We start from the raw sequence: 15,485 nt of genomic DNA on the forward strand, positions 1-15,485 counted from the left end.
ATTGAGATGGACACAATTTCCTTTCAACAACTCGAGTTTGCAACTATTCAGAGGAATCAAACGTACTGAACTTTGTAATGTCCAGACGCATGTTTCGCACGGATCGCTTTTTTGTCATACTTTCCAACACTTGTACGTGGTATGTCAGCAACGAAACACCATCGCTCCGGAATCCACCACTTTGCAACCTTCTGCGAGATAAAGACCTGGAGTTGGTCAATGTTCACCTCAGAGCCCGGGTGAACTACCACAAGAGCCAAGGGCCTCTCCTGCCATTTGTCGTCAGGAACTCCGATGACCGCTGCTTCGTAGATTGAGGGATGACCGATAAGCGCGTTTTCCAGTTCTACCGACGAGATCCATTCGCCGCCAGATTTGATCACGTCCTTTGAACGGTCCGTCAGGGTGAGACATCCGTCCGGATCGATGCGGCCGACGTCACCGGTACGCAACCATCCTTCGTCAAATTTGTCCGAGTCGAAGTCACCGAAATATGAGCCGGTTATCCACGGCCCACGCGCCTGAATCTCCCCAACTGATTGTCCGTCCCACGGCACGTTTTTACCGTCGTCGTCCCGCAGACGGATTTCGACACCGCAGATCGGCCGACCTTGACTGGCCCGCATCTCCCATCGTCTCGTCTCGTCAGCGTCGCGATTCGGACGTGCAACGGTAGCCAGCGGAGACGTTTCGGTCATGCCCCATGCCTGCACGATGGGCACGTTGTACTTTTCTTCAAACCCACGAATCAGGGAAATCGGAACAGCCGATCCTCCGCAAGCGACCAAACGTAGCGAAGATATATCCCGCCCAGGATGCGAATCCAGATATCGGTCGACATCATTCCAGATCGTCGGCACCGCACCAGCGACGGTCGGCCCGGTGTTTTCGATGAGCGATACCAATGGTTCGGCTTGGAGATACCGGTCAGGCAGCACCAGATCCGCACCGGACATCAACGCTGCATAGACAAGCCCCCACGCATTGGCGTGAAACATTGGGACGATGGCCAACAGACGGTCGGCCTCGCTGATCGACAACGCATTAGCGGTGCACGCGGTCAGGGAGTGCAAGTAGGTGGAACGATGACTGTAGACGACGCCTTTGGGATCTCCCGTGGTGCCGCTGGTGTAACACATGGCCGCGGCAGACAACTCGTCGAGAACCGGCCACTCAAATGACTCTTCCTGGCCGGCAAGCACTTCCTCGTAACACAGAACTGTTTTTCCGCTTCCCTGCAACGGGGCAAGGTCGCCCTGTCCTGTAACGATGACGGTGTGCACCGACGTCATTGCAGGGAGCGCGGCAGCCAGCAACGGCGCGACCGACGCGTCTACTATCACAATCTGGTCGTTCGCATGATTGGCGATGTACGCGAGTTGCTCTGGGGCCAAACGAATGTTCAAGGTATGCAGGACCGCACCCATGGAGGGAACCGCACAGTAGGCCTCCAAATGTTCCTGGTTGCTCCATTGGAAGGTGGCCACGCGTTGATCTGCAGTGACGCCAAGGCTGCGCAGAGCGTTGGCGAGTTGAGCTACTCGCGGCAGCATTCCGCGATAGGAAGTCCTGCGATAGCCAGCTCCGGTTTGAGTTATGACCTCGCTATCACCGTGTATGGCTGCCGCATGCTGAACGATTGCCGAGACCGTGAGGGGAACATCTTGCATAGTGCTTTGCATCGTGTAGTGCCCTTTCAGGCGAAGAGGTCGGGACTGCTGTTCGGCTGGTCGATGAAACTGCCATAATGCGATTTCAGTGCTTGCAGGATGTCTGCTAGGGGTAGATCGTCGTAGGCTCCCCGATCGCACAGATACTCCATGTGCTGGGTGCCGTCACCCGTAAACCCATGTAGCAGTGCGTCACTACGACCATCGAAATCTATCGGCGAGACACCGAAACGCGCGCACAACTCACGATTGAACGCCGGAGTGGCCTTCACCCAGGCACCGTTGAGAAACATGAGACTGTAACCGTGATAGACAAAGACGTCTGTACCACCCATCCGCTCGCGCAATGTCTTGGTTTGGAGGTGGTTTCGAACGTCGGCGAACCCCAGCCGCGCCGGAATTCCAGCCGCTCGGCACGCTGCCGTCAACAGCACGGCCTTCGGGACGCAGTAGGCGCGTCCGGATGTCGCGACGGTACTGGCGCGATACGCGTCCGGGTTATCGGTGACTGTGTAGGGGTCATACCAAATGGAGTCACGGACCGCGGTAAAGATGCCTATCGCTTTCGTAATGTCGTCAGCGGCGCCCCGGATCGCCGACGACACGAAGCCACGTACCGCATCATGTTGCCAATCTAGAAATTCCGTGGTTTCGAGATAACGCCTGTAATCGTCAGTCATCGGCGTCTCATCTCCAACGGAAGTCCGTCCACCGGAATAGGAAGCGAGGTGTTGTCCCACCGGACCTGATAGTTCTCCGGAACCGTCCAGATGAACGACCGCAGCATCCGGTGCAGGATCGCTTTGACCTCAAGAGTTCCGAATTGCATGCCGATACACTTATGCGCTCCTCCCCCGAAAGGTACCCAGGCGAATCGGTGGTGTTGATCCTCGCGCCGAGGCTCGTCAAAACGTGAAGGATCGAACCGCTCAGGATCACTCCAGATCGTTCGATCGAAGTGATTCACCGCAGCTGTTATGGCACAAACGGTGCCCACTGGGATGTGATATCCGTCGATGGCGACATCTCGAACCGTCTTGCGCATCACCAGCGGAACAGGTGCAACCAATCTGAGCGCTTCCTTGATCACAAGGTCGATAACCGCCATCTTCTCTAGGGCCTCGATGTCTGGCAACCCGTCACCGACGGCCTCGGCTTCCGCCGCCGCCGCCTCCTGCCACACCGGATTCTTGGCGAGGAAATAGGCGACCGCAGTAGTGGTGATCGTCGATGTGTCGTGAGCCGCCATCATCAAGAAGATCATGTGACTCACCACATCCTCGTCGGAGAACCGCTCCCCGTCTTCGGTGGTGGCTTGACAAAGAGCAGCGAACAGATCGTCCGTTTCACCGGCTCGCGCGGCCGACAGATGCCGGAAAAAGTAGTCCTCCAAGACGCGCCGGCCTCGCACACCAGCGCGGAATCTAGTTCCCGGAAGCGGAACACGCACAAGGGAGCTCGCTGCACGCACCGCAGCGACGAACGCCTTGTTGACAGCATCACTCTCCTCCTTGCCGCGGCCACCCATGAAAACGTCGGTGGCTACATCGAGGGTGAGTTCCTTCAGCAGTGGATAGATTCGAGTCGACGAGCCCGTCGGCCACGCGGGCACTGCTGAGCGAACGCATGGGGTTACTTGCTCGACATATCCGGTCAGGCGCGGACGCGTAAACGCCTCCTGCATGATGCGTCGGTGCATCAAGTGCTCATCAAAGCTCATGAGCATCAATCCGCGATGAAAGAAGGCGTCGATCAAAAAGGACCAGCCATCCTGAGAAAATGCCTTCGCTTCGCTCGTGAAAGCCTGCCGGGTGGCCTCCGGACCGGCGATGACCACCAACTTGGTGCCGAACGCGCCCATCCACGACACAGAACCCAGACGGTCGTAGCGCTCTCGGCTGAAATCCGACCCGAATCGGATGTAGTCGAGCGTATGACCGACAAGAGGCAGGCCTGAATCGCCGAGCACCGGTTTCAAGCCACTTCCGGACGGCACAACAGCGAGTTCACAGACCGGCCAGCCTCGGCACCATCGACGCCAACTCTCGTCAACGACACGCGGCGCGGGCGCAAGCAGGACGGACGACAGACTCTTTCTGGCTTCAATCACAGGCTCAACAAGCGGGTTCACAACAGCTCCTCCCAGTCACGGCGTACCTTGACCGCACTCGCCACCAGTTTTTACATATTGGATGTAAATGTCAATATCTAGACAGATGTGATATTTTGTCATCAGCAGCGGCTGAATCTCGGCCTCGTCACATGCCGTTCGACTGACACCGCCAGGCTGGACTTCAGACCAACGAGCTCACGCTCCAGCAAGAGTGCCAACGCTCGCCTGGTTTCCGAGTCAGGATCCGTTACACGAACGTCGATCCCGGCCTGCGCGCGCCGGAATTTCACCGCTCGGTGCGCGGCGCCGACTGGGCACAGAGTGCCCAAGCTGACCACGGCAATAGTTCCCTCAAACCTTTGCATAGCCAGACTCATCGTCGGGCGTCAGTTTGCCGCAACAATGGGATGGCTACCTACCGATGTATCTGGCATCGCGTAGTAGCACTGATGCGCAATTTCGCAGCTAAGCCTGCCTCCTGATCTGGTGGCGAAATACCACCGACCAGCCTGCCGGCAATCGACAGCGCCGCAATCTCAGTCTCCAAACGACGACGGCGATCAAGCCCACCGCACATCAAAGACGCGTTGCTATATGCCTTCATCCCTGATTAGTCGCGGTAGTCCCTCGCCCATCGGAGATTTCGACAGATACGACGACGAACAATGCACTGATGCCATATCGCTGACCGCCACGAGATTAGACGTTATTCCGACAAACACTACAGATACGCCCAGCATTATCCACGGTGGCAAAATTTCGCAACCGACACTTTCCGAAGGACGAGGTATAGCTACACCGGCAACGCCGACACCCACCACAATCTGCACCGGATCGTATCCATGCCGTTTAGAAAGAAAATTTTCACCATATTTCGACAGAGACCAAAAGGTCACTGAAATTGACATCAAATCACTAGTTCGGCGCTTTTCATTTCGATGCAGCTTCTTTGAGGAATCTACCTGCACATTCAATTGCTTCGCGCGCCTCGGGCAAAACTCTGAACATAGCCTGGAAAACGTGAATTTGTCCTCGATACACCTGGATTTCGACCGATGAGCCGTCGGCTCGAAGATACTTTCCGAGCGTCCGCGAATCATCGATCAGCATTTCTCGACCACCGACTTGAATCAAGGTCGGTGGCATGCCGCAAAGGTCGGCAGTAAGCACGCTAACTCGAGGATCGCTGGGATCTGCCCCAGCTACGTACAACTGGAGCGCCCGTGCCGCCGACCGTGCAGACGCGAAAGGGTCTGAGCGCCGGACTTCGCGTGCTCGCGCTAGTTTGCAGCTGAGGTCCAGCACCGGGGACATCAGGAGCAACGAATCCGGGACTGGCAGCATCTCGTCTCGCGCGCTTAGCGCAGTCGCCATCGAGAGCTGCCCTCCTGCGGAATCTCCAGCCAAAGCCACAGAATCTCGCCCTCCAGATGAACTCGACCGATGCGCAAGCCAGCGGTACGCATTCAATGCGTCGTCAGCTGCGGCCGGGTACGGGTAGCGCGGCGCTAGTCGGTACTTGACGGCGAAGATCGGCCGACCGCTAGCTGAGGCCAGCTCACCGAGAAGTCCGCGATGCGTACCTGGAGAACACATCGAATAGGCGCCGCCGTGAATATAGAGCACAGGCGGTGCGTGAGGATCAACAGCGGACGATGTGACCCATTCCCCGCAAATCCGACTTCCAGCAAACTGGGCATCCACCTGTTCGACTGTCACCCCACGGCGTGGCCACGAGGTGGCAAGTGCGATACGCAGCACTCGATCCAAGACAGCAATTCCATAGGCATTCGGAGGGAGAACTCTGGCCAGCGGGCGAATCGTAATCTGCGACGAGAGAGCGAGCAAGTAGCTCGCAATACTGGGCCGCCAGTCCGGCGCCTTCATATCCGTCACGACGAGGCCACCGACCCTCGCCTGTCAAATCGGTAACTAGACAATGGAAAGGTTCGGCTTCGCAGAGATGTCTCGAGTGTCGTCGACGGGCGGAGCGGCACATCTCCATGTTGGTCGAAATAGTAACTATTTGCCGCCGAACAGGTGGGTTGCCAGAAAACTTGTCGGTGGCGTCGCCGGAGCACATCAGCAAAATACCGATCATTGGCCTCATCAGTGACCTCTATATAATTCGATCCCGACGCGCGAGCATGCCGAAGGCATCGGACAATGTGCCGACTCTGCGCTTCGATTAGGGCGAAATAAGAAGAACCGTTGTAACCATATGGACCAAAGATGTTGAAATGATTCGGAAATCCCGGGACGCTCACGCCCTCAAAAGCCTGGAGGCGGTGCTCGTCCCACCAAGCCGCCTGTTCGAGTCCACCGAGGCCTTTAAGCATATATGTCGGCATGTTGCCCGGCTCCATCACCTTGAAACCCGTCGCGAGTACTAGAACATCAATCGGATAGGTTTCACCGTTGATCGTGTGAATTGATTGGCCATCTATGCATGAGATTCCATCCGTTTCGAGCGAAACATTGCGTCTATTGTAAGTCGCTAGATATGAATTGTGGAAGCTAGGCCTCTTACATCCGAGAGCATATTTTGGAATAAGACTTTCCCTCGTGCGTGCGTCATCTACTTGATTGCGCATATAGCGCTTCGCGAGGTCCTCCATCGCAGTCGACATGGGAAGAATCGTGTGAAAGTGAGCCGCGATCGGAAACGTCAGCTCGACAAATGCTTGACTACCTATGCGCGTCGCAAACTGCACGCCCGGAAAATGGCGTAATGCAGCGCGAGCCCACCTAGGTACCCGAAAATCCGGCTTGGGCAAACAATAGATGGGCGTACGTTGAAACACCGTCAAACTTGCCGCAGTTTTGGCGACTTCAGGAATCAGCTGTACCGCTGAAGCTCCCGTACCGATGACTGCCACTCTCTTGCCCGCGACGTCCTTAGAATGATCCCATCGAGCGGTGTGCAGGGTGACACCAGCAAAGCTTGCGATGCCCGGTATCTGCGGCCATTTCGGGCGACTCAAAACACCTGAACAGTTGATGACGAAACGTGCGGCTAGCTTCTCTCCAGCCGCAGTCCGCAATTGCCATAGATTTACAGACTCATCATAACAAGCTTCAATAATGGTCGTATTGAAGCGAATTCTTTCGGCAAGCCCATACTTCTCTACACACTCGACCGCATAGTCCTTAAGCTCATTTCCGTGTGCATATGTGCGCGACCAATCAGCCCGTTTTTCGTAGGAAAATTGATAGCTATACGACGGAATATCCACCGCGATACCGGGATAAGTGTTCCAATGCCAAGTGCCACCTACACCGCCAGCATCATCTACGATTAAGAAGTCGGAAAATCCCGACTTTTGCAGGCTGATCGCGGTGCCGATACCCGAGAAGCCCGCTCCCACGATTATTATCTCACTATCAAAGACCTGCATATAAATTCATCGCTTCCTAAGACTGATCTATGGGCATTGTCATCCGACGCTTTTTGAGAAGCGCCGAATGATCGGCTTCTATCCATCATTACCAGTGACGATATAGTCATGCATGTCGAATTGAGAGAGTTCTCTTCTGAATTGGGTGGCAAAACCCGGATACATCGTACCGTTGTATCCGTCCTCGGTTAGGTACCAACTTGTGCATCCTGAATTCCAAGTCGTCCGCTTAAGGCGACGTTGGATGTCCGCGTGGTAGGCACTTTGCCGGTCATTTCGAACATCCAGCGTGCGCACACCTTGAGCTTGGAGCACTTTGATCGCCTGGACGATGTAGTCGATGGCCGCTTCCATATAGATAAGAGCTGAATTATGGCCCGGACCGGAATTCGGTCCAAAAGTGAAGAATAGGTTCGGATAGCCGGCGACGTTCACACTTTTATAGGCATACGTTCCCCGAGACCATTCATCGTCTAGCTTTCGCCCGTTTAGACCTCGCACCGGGAAGGGTGTGCCCTGCTTACAGACATCGAATCCGGTTGCAAAAACTATACAGTCGACCTCATGCTCGACACCATCGGCTGTCCGAATACCGTTAGGAGCCAGAGTAGCAATTGGCCAACTAATGAGCTTGCAATTACTAGCTTGCAGGGCTGGGTAGTACTCGCTGGTCATCAGCATCCGTTTGCACCCCGGCCTGAAGCTAGGGGTCAACTGGCGTCGAAGCCAGCCGTCCTTCACCTGCCGACGCAGATTAGATTTCGCCGCTATTTCGATGACTGTCGTTGCAGCCGTATCCCACACCATGCCGACAGCCATGACCTCGTGCGCCCAAAACCATATTTGTCGCCCAGCTTGTTCGAATGAAGACGAACGACGGAACATGGATCGCAACCAGCCCGGGTGCGTGAAATTCGCCCTTGGTAGAACCCAACCGGGCGTTCGCTGAAAGACCTTGACTGATTTAGCGCATTTCACCAATTCTGGCACAATCTGGACTGCACTCGCACCTGTTCCGACCACGGCAACACGTTTGCCTGACAAGTCATAGGCGTGATCCCAGCGAGCGCTGTGCATCTTTTTGCCTTCGTATGAATCAATACCCCTGATGTCCGGGAGACTCACATTCGCAAGTGGCCCACTCGCAATGACGATCGACCGACCCGCGTATCGCCGGCCATCCCTTGTGTCAGCAAACCAGGTAGCGCTTTCTTCATCGAATTCAATCGAACTCACTTCAGAACTAAAATTGATGAATCGAGTAAGATCATACTTTGCAACGATTCTTTCAATATATTGCAGTATCTCGGCGCTACCCGAGTACGCTTGCGACCAGGAAGGGTTCTGTTCAAAGGAGTAAGAATAGAGCAATGAAGGAATGTCGCAAGCCGCTCCGGGGTAGCTGTTATCCCGCCAGGTTCCTCCGATGCTATCGGAACGCTCCAGTATAACGAATTCGTCCATGCCCTCCTGAATCAGCCGAACAGCCGTGCCGATACCAGCGAATCCGGCGCCAATTATTAGAGTGGTCTTTACTCCTGTCATTTCGCTACCGGCTCATAAGTCAGCTCGTCAGTCCATGAAGGTGGTCGACCTAGAACTCGAACGGGGAAAACATCGATTGCGTCGCCCAGGCGCTGTGATATGAAATGCAGGGGTTGGGATCGTTTAATCGAAGACGACATGTGAGCCTTCAGAATGTGATATCCGGGAACCCTCCGAGTGTGTTCACTGCGATCACCGACATTCGCGTAACGTGTTACGGCGTTGTATAGTTTTTCTTCCGACAAGCCCATGGCATTGAGATTCATCAGCATTCGCGTTAGGAGAGGTACATAGAGTAACCCGCCAGCCAGGATTCTTGGATCAATCAGCGCGCCAGCTGTTTGGATTGCGTGGACTCGCATCGGGCTGGCACCCAGATCATTGAGGACCTGAAAACCTACGGCTAGATGCCTCGACTCGTCGCTGTTCACTTTATTGAAAACCTCGGCACAAAGCGGGTCCGCGACCTCGTCCAATAGAAATTTGAGCAAAGCTCCGTCGAGGGCGGTTTCCAGAGCGGGAATCGCGGCACCAATCACCGTTAATGGTAGAGCTTCAGCATATCGATCTAGCCATTCTATCACCAGCCGGATATTTTTGTTCGGAACGGGCTTTTCGTCCCTTTCCAGCATCCCCCACCGCCGCATGAGTGCTAGCTCAACGTTGGCGTGGCGCTGCTCTTCAGCGTGAAAGTACCGGTAAATGTCACCCAGAGCTTCGAACGGAGCTTTTGGTGCCATCGCCGCGAATGCCCGCGCTCCGACATGTTCAATCCATACTACGTCAGCCATGAACTGCTTGAGCTTGGGACGCTGCTCATCCGTGATGAGCTCAGCACCCGGAGCATCCCAATCGATATCCGCCAGCGCCCATTGCTTACTTTTTATAGTTTCGAGCATATCGCTATATGCGAAAGACATTTCCTTACGCGCTTTCTCTAGACGATCTGTTTCCAGGAAGCCACTTGATCCATCAATCCCAATGCACGTGTGAAAGTGCTCGGTAGTGTTCTTTTAATCTGCCACAGCACTTTTGCATCGATCTGAGGCACGACGTAGATTTGCCCCCGGTCATGTGCGTCGAGTGTTTTCCGTGCGACAGACTCCGGCGATACGCCGGTCCACTTCATCAGCGTGCCCGCGAGTCTGGCAGCAGACTCTTGGATTTGAGGATTATCTACGATGTTGGTTTTCACAAATGTCGGACAAAGCACGGTGACATTGACATCGGTACCAGAAAGTTCGGCTGCTAATGTCTCTGATAGAGCCAGAACGCCCGCTTTGCTCACGTTGTAGGCGCCCATACGCGGCGCGGCGCCAAAACTTGCCGCGGACGCAACGTTGATTACACCGCATCGGCGATTCTCGCGCATCCGAGGGACAAAAGTCTCGCAACCGTAGATAACACCCCAAAGGTTCACTGAGATCGCGGCAGTCCAGTCGTTTATCGATGTTGCACCGATAACGTTGCCACCCGCGCCGATTCCGGCGTTATTGATCACCAAGCTGGCGGGCTTTCCGAACCAACTCTCACCCGTCTTTGCCAACAGCCGTACCTGGTCGAGTTCGGTCACATCGCATTCGATGTCGAGGCCTTCGCCGCCCGCCTGGCGCACCAGTTCGGCCGACTCCCGCGCTGTGCTCAGATTTCTGTCCGCACATATCACCCGGCCACCGCGACGCGCGAGCTCCACAGCAAAGGCGCGCCCGATGCCACTGCCCGCCCCCGTCACGACAGCGTCGGCTCCGTAACTCCGACCTGGCGTTCGGCCAAGAACCGACAATTTCATGTGACCTTTCCCTATTTGATTTGGCGGCCGCAGAGCGATTGCGACGCAACTCACTTCTGGTGGCGGCTGCCACCATTGGTGGCAGATGACACCAGTTTGTCCGTCGCTTGTCCCGTTTGTCAAGATGGTGGTGTGCGGTCTCAAAACAAGCGGTGGGGTGGGCGCACAGGCGCGGAACGGCGGGCAGAGCGGCGCCAGAGGTTCATCGAGGCGGCGACTGAAATATGGACCGAGAACGGCTGGGCTGCGGTAACCATGCGCGGCGTGTGCGCAGCCACCGGGCTCAATGATCGATACTTCTACGAAGAGTTCAAGACGCGCGACGATTTGCTCGTGGCAGCGTGGGACGGTGTCCGGAGTGAGGTGCTAGGCGAGCTCTCGACTCTGTTCAACGAGCGGATCGATCGGCCGGCGATGGAGACGATTGCCGCGGCGATCTCCATCGTGGTTGACCGGATCGCTTCCGATCCAGGCCAAGCCCGCATCCTTCTCGCCCACCACGTCGGCAGTTCTCCACTTCAGGATCGCCGCGCACTCGCATTGCAAGACGCAACGCAACTCGTCGTGGAGGCAAGCCGACCCCATTTGCTTGATGACGTAGACGAGGCAGCGCTCCGAATGGATACCTTGGTTGCCGTAGGCGGTTTCGTCGAAGTCATCACCGCGTGGCATTCTGGGCTGCTCGATGTGTCGAAGGACGAGGTGATTGTGCATACGAGCCGACTAGCCGAGATTCTCGCGCAGCGTTACCTGGCTGATTGATGGCACGGTGATGTAGCTGGTCGACTCGTTCTGCTCCGTCGAACTAGGTAGTTCGACGAAGGCGATGTGCGCGACGGGGTCACCAGACACATGGCCTGGGGAACCGTCTGCTTTTGCGATCACACGAATGATGTCGAGTACGATGGACCGCTGCCACCGAACTCCAGCGGCAATCCACCGACAGCACTGTGCGTATTGCTACGGGTCGCCGAGGTTGACAATTAAGACCTCACCAATCGATGGGCGAAGCACCGAAGGTGCCCGGTGGACGAGAATCTGACTAGGCTGGCGCCGATGCCCTGCGCCACCGCAGTCGGGAACCGACCCCGCTCACCAATTGGTCGACCGGGACGAAAGCCCTTGTCTTCGCCTTGATGAGCGTCGGGTTATTCAGTCTCCACCCATAGTCGGCGAATCGGCCGTTCGAGCCGAAGTGCGCGGACCTGTTCATCGTCCCAGTCCAATCAGCGGTTGTCCCTCGGGACTCTAGAGCGCCGCAGCTGCCAGAAGAACGACGAGGCGATCGCATCGATGGTTTCAACTCATACCGATTACGGCTGTCTGTGATCGGGTGCGGAAGGCACGAACGCGGCCTGCCGCAAACAGGTTCACTGCACTTCCTGTTGATGAGCCCCGTTGTCTGCACGGCGAACGAGTTCCGCGAATAGTTCGCCGAATCCCTTGATGTCCCCATGCGCAGCGAAGTGCCCTACTTCCACTGCTATGAAGACCGCTTCAGCAGTGAAGCGCATAACGCCGTCAGCACCAATTCCGGCGCCGGTGACGTGGATGGCACGGCCATTGCGTTCAGTAATACGCGCGGCGATCCTATGGGCATCATGCAGCGGAACCGGCTGCAAGTACTCGACGGTCAGCCTGCGTGTGACAGCCGGCGTTCCGGCGATCCACAACGTGAAGCCAAACAAGTCATCGCACGCGGCGGCGATGGCCCCGCCGTGGGCGAGACCTGGCGCGCCGACGTGCCGTTCATCGAATGTGACGTCCGCGTACACCTCCTCCCCTCGACGGAAGACCGAAAGGTGCAGTCCATGCGGATTGTCTGGCCCACAGCCCATACACGTCGGAGTGTGCGACGGTAACCGCTGCACGTCCGGTGGATTCGAAATGCTCACAAAGACCTCTTCTCGTCACTGGTGGTAAGTACCACGATCGCTGGCGCTCGAATGCGGGCCGGCTGCTCTGCTCGCTATCCCGAAGACGGGCAAGGGCACCGCACCGATGACGCCGAATGGGATTCCCTTGTCGCACAACCGGGCACGAAAACTCCTCGTTACTTCCAGCGGAGACTCATCGACGCGTCTGTCGAACGCGAACGCCCGCCTCGCGACCTGCGAATCCTCACTAAGCCGGAAGCAACATGCTGTATTCAGCGTAGCCAGCAGCGTAATCCACCAGTACTCACGAGAGTGCCGGAACGCTGGCTACCTGACAGTCAATGTTCACATTCCGAGCAGCACAATCCGTACAGTTAGTTTCCCTACGCTACATTGAGTAGCATAGGGAATGCAATCGCTTATTCAACCGGGGCACCGACACAAAACCGCATCGAGTTGCGGCTCAGCTTCGCCGCGCACGTCTGCACCGCGGTGTGTGACCGCATGGTCGCGATCGCGTCCGGGAACCCAGTGAGCCCGCCGCAGCACACGGTCAACACATCCTTGACCCCGCGATTGGCCAAATCGGCGGATACCAACACCTAGAACGAAGCGCCTTCGTTCGGCTGATCCCAGATCCCCCGAACGCGCTTGATCCCGGTCATATCGACGCCCACAGCGATGTGGCGCGGCCTTGTTGGGGGTGTGGCCGCCGTCTTTGACCTTCACAATCATCGCGTCGAGGTAGATCACCGGATACGACGGTTCCAGCGGTCGGCGCTGCCATGCCAGGACCCCGTCGGAGATCTCGTCGACGGTATTGGGGATCGTCTCTCGCGATGCCTGCGTCCCGATCGCCGAACTAAATCCGAAATCGGATGTCCCGCAAATTGATTCCGCACCGCATATCGGGAGATGGCCATGTCATCGAGCCTGCCTTCACCACGCTGGCCGATGGGTACCAGCGTCGGGGTCAACGAACCGCTGCGGTCTCGCGGCACCTCCAAGGGTAACGGGCCGGCCTGGTGAGCACCGTCTTGAGTGGGCCGCCGTTTCACCCGCCTGATCAGATCGCCGTTCTCGTCACCAAGGTGAGCGGTGAGTTCGGCGCCAGCCCACGTTGAAGGACGAGCTTGATCAACCCCGGCAGCAGCCCGCCATCACCGGTCAGCGCCACCTCGCAGTTATCGATCGGCGCCAGCAGTTCATACACTGACCCCCGAAGCACGAAGCGCGTCGGCCATCTCGACCGTAGGGCTGGCGGCAACCAGCGCCGCATCCATTGCCCTTTCATGTCGTCACGTCCTGCGATCCTTCCGTTAAGAGGATTTACACAGTCCATCTAATGCGCCCACGGACCGCCCGCCACGCCGAGCGGGTCTTCGACTCAGTACGCGCCACACGCCAGACTCGTGGACGATGCGCGCCAACGACGCCGTGAACGAGACCCGTTCGAGGCGACCCTCGGGACTGAAGTGTCACCATCAAGACCACCGGAACTGTCATAAATGAGATGTGATCGGTCCCATGGTGAGGTGCCATCACTTGCGGGTCGAAATGCCGGGGGTGCGGGCAGAACTGCGCGACAAGGAGATTGGCGCTCGGCACTTCCCATCGTCGCTAACATCCAACGCGTAGGCTCCCGGTGTGCATGTCGACGTGATGACCGTTCCGCAGCCTTTGGCCCAGATGGGCACGCTTGCCCAGCGCACCCAGGCGGCCGGTTTCTCCGGCCTCCTGCTGACCGAGACCGGCCGAACCGCCTATCTGAGCGCAGCGGTCGCATCCCAGGCCGCGCCCGGGCTCGAGCTGTCGACCGGTGTCGCAGTAGCTTTCCCGCGAAGTCCATTCATCACCGCGGCATCAGCGTGGGAACTGCAGGAAGCCACCGGGGGCAAATTCCGGCTCGGGATCGGCACCCAGGTACGCACGCACGTGGTGCGGCGCTACGGCATGCCCTTCGAACAGCCTGGACCACGGCTGCGCGACTATGTTCGCGCCGTGAAAGCGTGCTTCACGGCGTTCCGGACCGGCAAGCTCGACCATCACGGCGACTTCTACGACCTGGATTTCATCACGCCGCAATGGAGCCCCGGTCCCATCGACGCCCCCGATCCCAAAGTCGATATCGCGGCGGTGAATCCGTGGATGCTGCGCATGGCCGGCGAGGTGGCCGACGGCGTGCACATTCACCCGCTCGGTGAGCCGGGCTACATCGCCCGCCACGTGCTGCCGAACGTCGCCGCCGGTGCCGAGAAGGCGGGCCGCTCCCCTGCCGACATCGACACGATCATCCCGGCCATGACGATCGTCGGCGACAGCGACGAGGAACGGCACAACGAGCGTGAATTCGTCCGGGCCAGCATGAGCTTCTACGGCAGCACCCCGAACTACGCATTCATCTGGGACGAGGCCGGATTCGAGGGCACCACCGCACGCCTGCGGGAGAAGCAGAAGGCCGGCGACATGGCCGGCATGATGGCGCAGATCACCGACGACCACATCGCCGCGTTCGCCACTGAATCCACCTGGGATGAGCTGGCGGACAAGCTCATTGCCAAATATGGCGGCGTCGCCACTCGCATCGTGCTCTACAACGCCCTCGGCGGGTCAGACCGTTTCGAACGGTACGGCGAGATCGCGCGGCGACTGTCGGCGGCCTTGCCCCGGTTTGACTGACATCAAAACAATCTCACGATCGTACCCGGAGACTTCATTTCCGCAATGAGATGAGGTGCCTCTATGCATTCTCGAGATCGGCCTCATAGGTCATTACGACTACACCCACTGCCGCGCTCGAGTCAGGAGATCCTGTTGATTTTCAACATCGGGTTGACGGCGCACCGGGACAGTGCCATTGCCATGCCGCCTAGCGCTCAGCGCTATCAATTGTCTGACAGCGAGAGCCATGTACGGCCGCTGCTCGCCAAGTTCCCAGATCAGTCCGCGCTAGCGCCGAAGGCGCGGCCTCCACTGCCGCCGCTAGTCGGCCGTAATGCCACTACGGGTTTCGTAAACCCCACACCATCTTCGATATCCGTAGGAGCTCCCGAATCTGCCCGGCGCCGCAAGTGCACCACCGCGTCACGAATT

At 57.4% G+C, this 15,485-nt stretch carries 11 protein-coding genes and 1 pseudogene; 2 read left to right on the forward strand and 10 right to left on the reverse strand.

What is annotated here, in order from left to right:
* Nucleotides 1-56 precede the first annotated feature (56 nt).
* The 8 genes from ACX12F_RS20470 to ACX12F_RS20505 form a co-directional block, all read right to left on the reverse strand.
* Nucleotides 57-1,670 (reverse strand): fatty acid--CoA ligase, encoded by a 1,614-nt coding sequence (locus tag ACX12F_RS20470; protein ID WP_110797519.1) that lies wholly within the window; start codon nt 1,668-1,670, stop codon nt 57-59.
* A 26-nt stretch (nt 1,671-1,696) separates the two neighbouring features.
* A complete protein-coding gene (locus ACX12F_RS20475) occupies nt 1,697-2,350 on the reverse strand; it encodes a transglutaminase-like domain-containing protein (protein ID WP_071289743.1) in 654 nt (217 codons plus the stop codon).
* Complete coding sequence (locus ACX12F_RS20480) at nt 2,347-3,801, reverse strand: cytochrome P450 (protein WP_061001200.1); 1,455 nt, start codon at nt 3,799-3,801, stop codon at nt 2,347-2,349. Before ACX12F_RS20480 ends, ACX12F_RS20475 begins: the two co-directional genes overlap by 4 nt.
* Nucleotides 3,802-4,713: 912 nt before the next feature.
* On the reverse strand, nt 4,714-5,670 hold the full coding sequence (locus ACX12F_RS20485; RefSeq protein WP_083420679.1) for an alpha/beta hydrolase: 957 nt from the start codon (nt 5,668-5,670) through the stop codon (nt 4,714-4,716).
* A gap of 5 nt (nt 5,671-5,675) precedes the next feature.
* Nucleotides 5,676-7,181: a flavin-containing monooxygenase gene (locus tag ACX12F_RS20490; protein WP_083420677.1), complete on the reverse strand. Its 1,506-nt coding sequence runs from the start codon at nt 7,179-7,181 to the stop codon at nt 5,676-5,678.
* A gap of 78 nt (nt 7,182-7,259) precedes the next feature.
* On the reverse strand, nt 7,260-8,726 hold the full coding sequence (locus ACX12F_RS20495) for a flavin-containing monooxygenase (protein WP_083420676.1): 1,467 nt from the start codon (nt 8,724-8,726) through the stop codon (nt 7,260-7,262).
* A complete protein-coding gene (locus ACX12F_RS20500) occupies nt 8,723-9,646 on the reverse strand; it encodes a reductase (RefSeq protein WP_071289557.1) in 924 nt (307 codons plus the stop codon). The genes ACX12F_RS20495 and ACX12F_RS20500 overlap by 4 nt, the downstream gene beginning before the upstream one ends.
* Before the next feature lie 17 nt (nt 9,647-9,663).
* Nucleotides 9,664-10,515, reverse strand: a complete 852-nt coding sequence (locus ACX12F_RS20505; protein ID WP_071289556.1) for an SDR family NAD(P)-dependent oxidoreductase — start codon at nt 10,513-10,515, stop codon at nt 9,664-9,666.
* Between the two features lie 132 nt (nt 10,516-10,647).
* Here ACX12F_RS20505 and ACX12F_RS20510 point away from each other — a divergent pair, with 132 nt between their 5' ends.
* Nucleotides 10,648-11,277, forward strand: a complete 630-nt coding sequence (locus ACX12F_RS20510) for a TetR/AcrR family transcriptional regulator (protein ID WP_110783688.1) — start codon at nt 10,648-10,650, stop codon at nt 11,275-11,277.
* Between the two features lie 608 nt (nt 11,278-11,885).
* Here ACX12F_RS20510 and ACX12F_RS20515 read toward each other — a convergent pair.
* Together ACX12F_RS20515 and ACX12F_RS20520 are read right to left on the reverse strand one after the other, a co-directional pair.
* Complete coding sequence (locus tag ACX12F_RS20515) at nt 11,886-12,353, reverse strand: PaaI family thioesterase (protein ID WP_060999849.1); 468 nt, start codon at nt 12,351-12,353, stop codon at nt 11,886-11,888.
* A 482-nt stretch (nt 12,354-12,835) separates the two neighbouring features.
* Nucleotides 12,836-13,675, reverse strand: a pseudogene (locus ACX12F_RS20520) (IS256 family transposase); the annotation flags it as partial.
* A gap of 364 nt (nt 13,676-14,039) precedes the next feature.
* Between ACX12F_RS20520 and ACX12F_RS20525 the strand changes: the two are divergent.
* Nucleotides 14,040-15,071 (forward strand): TIGR03617 family F420-dependent LLM class oxidoreductase, encoded by a 1,032-nt coding sequence (locus tag ACX12F_RS20525; protein WP_260939884.1) that lies wholly within the window; start codon nt 14,040-14,042, stop codon nt 15,069-15,071.
* Nucleotides 15,072-15,485: the final 414 nt, after the last annotated feature.

The organism is Mycolicibacterium sp. HS_4_1 (assembly GCF_054515875.1).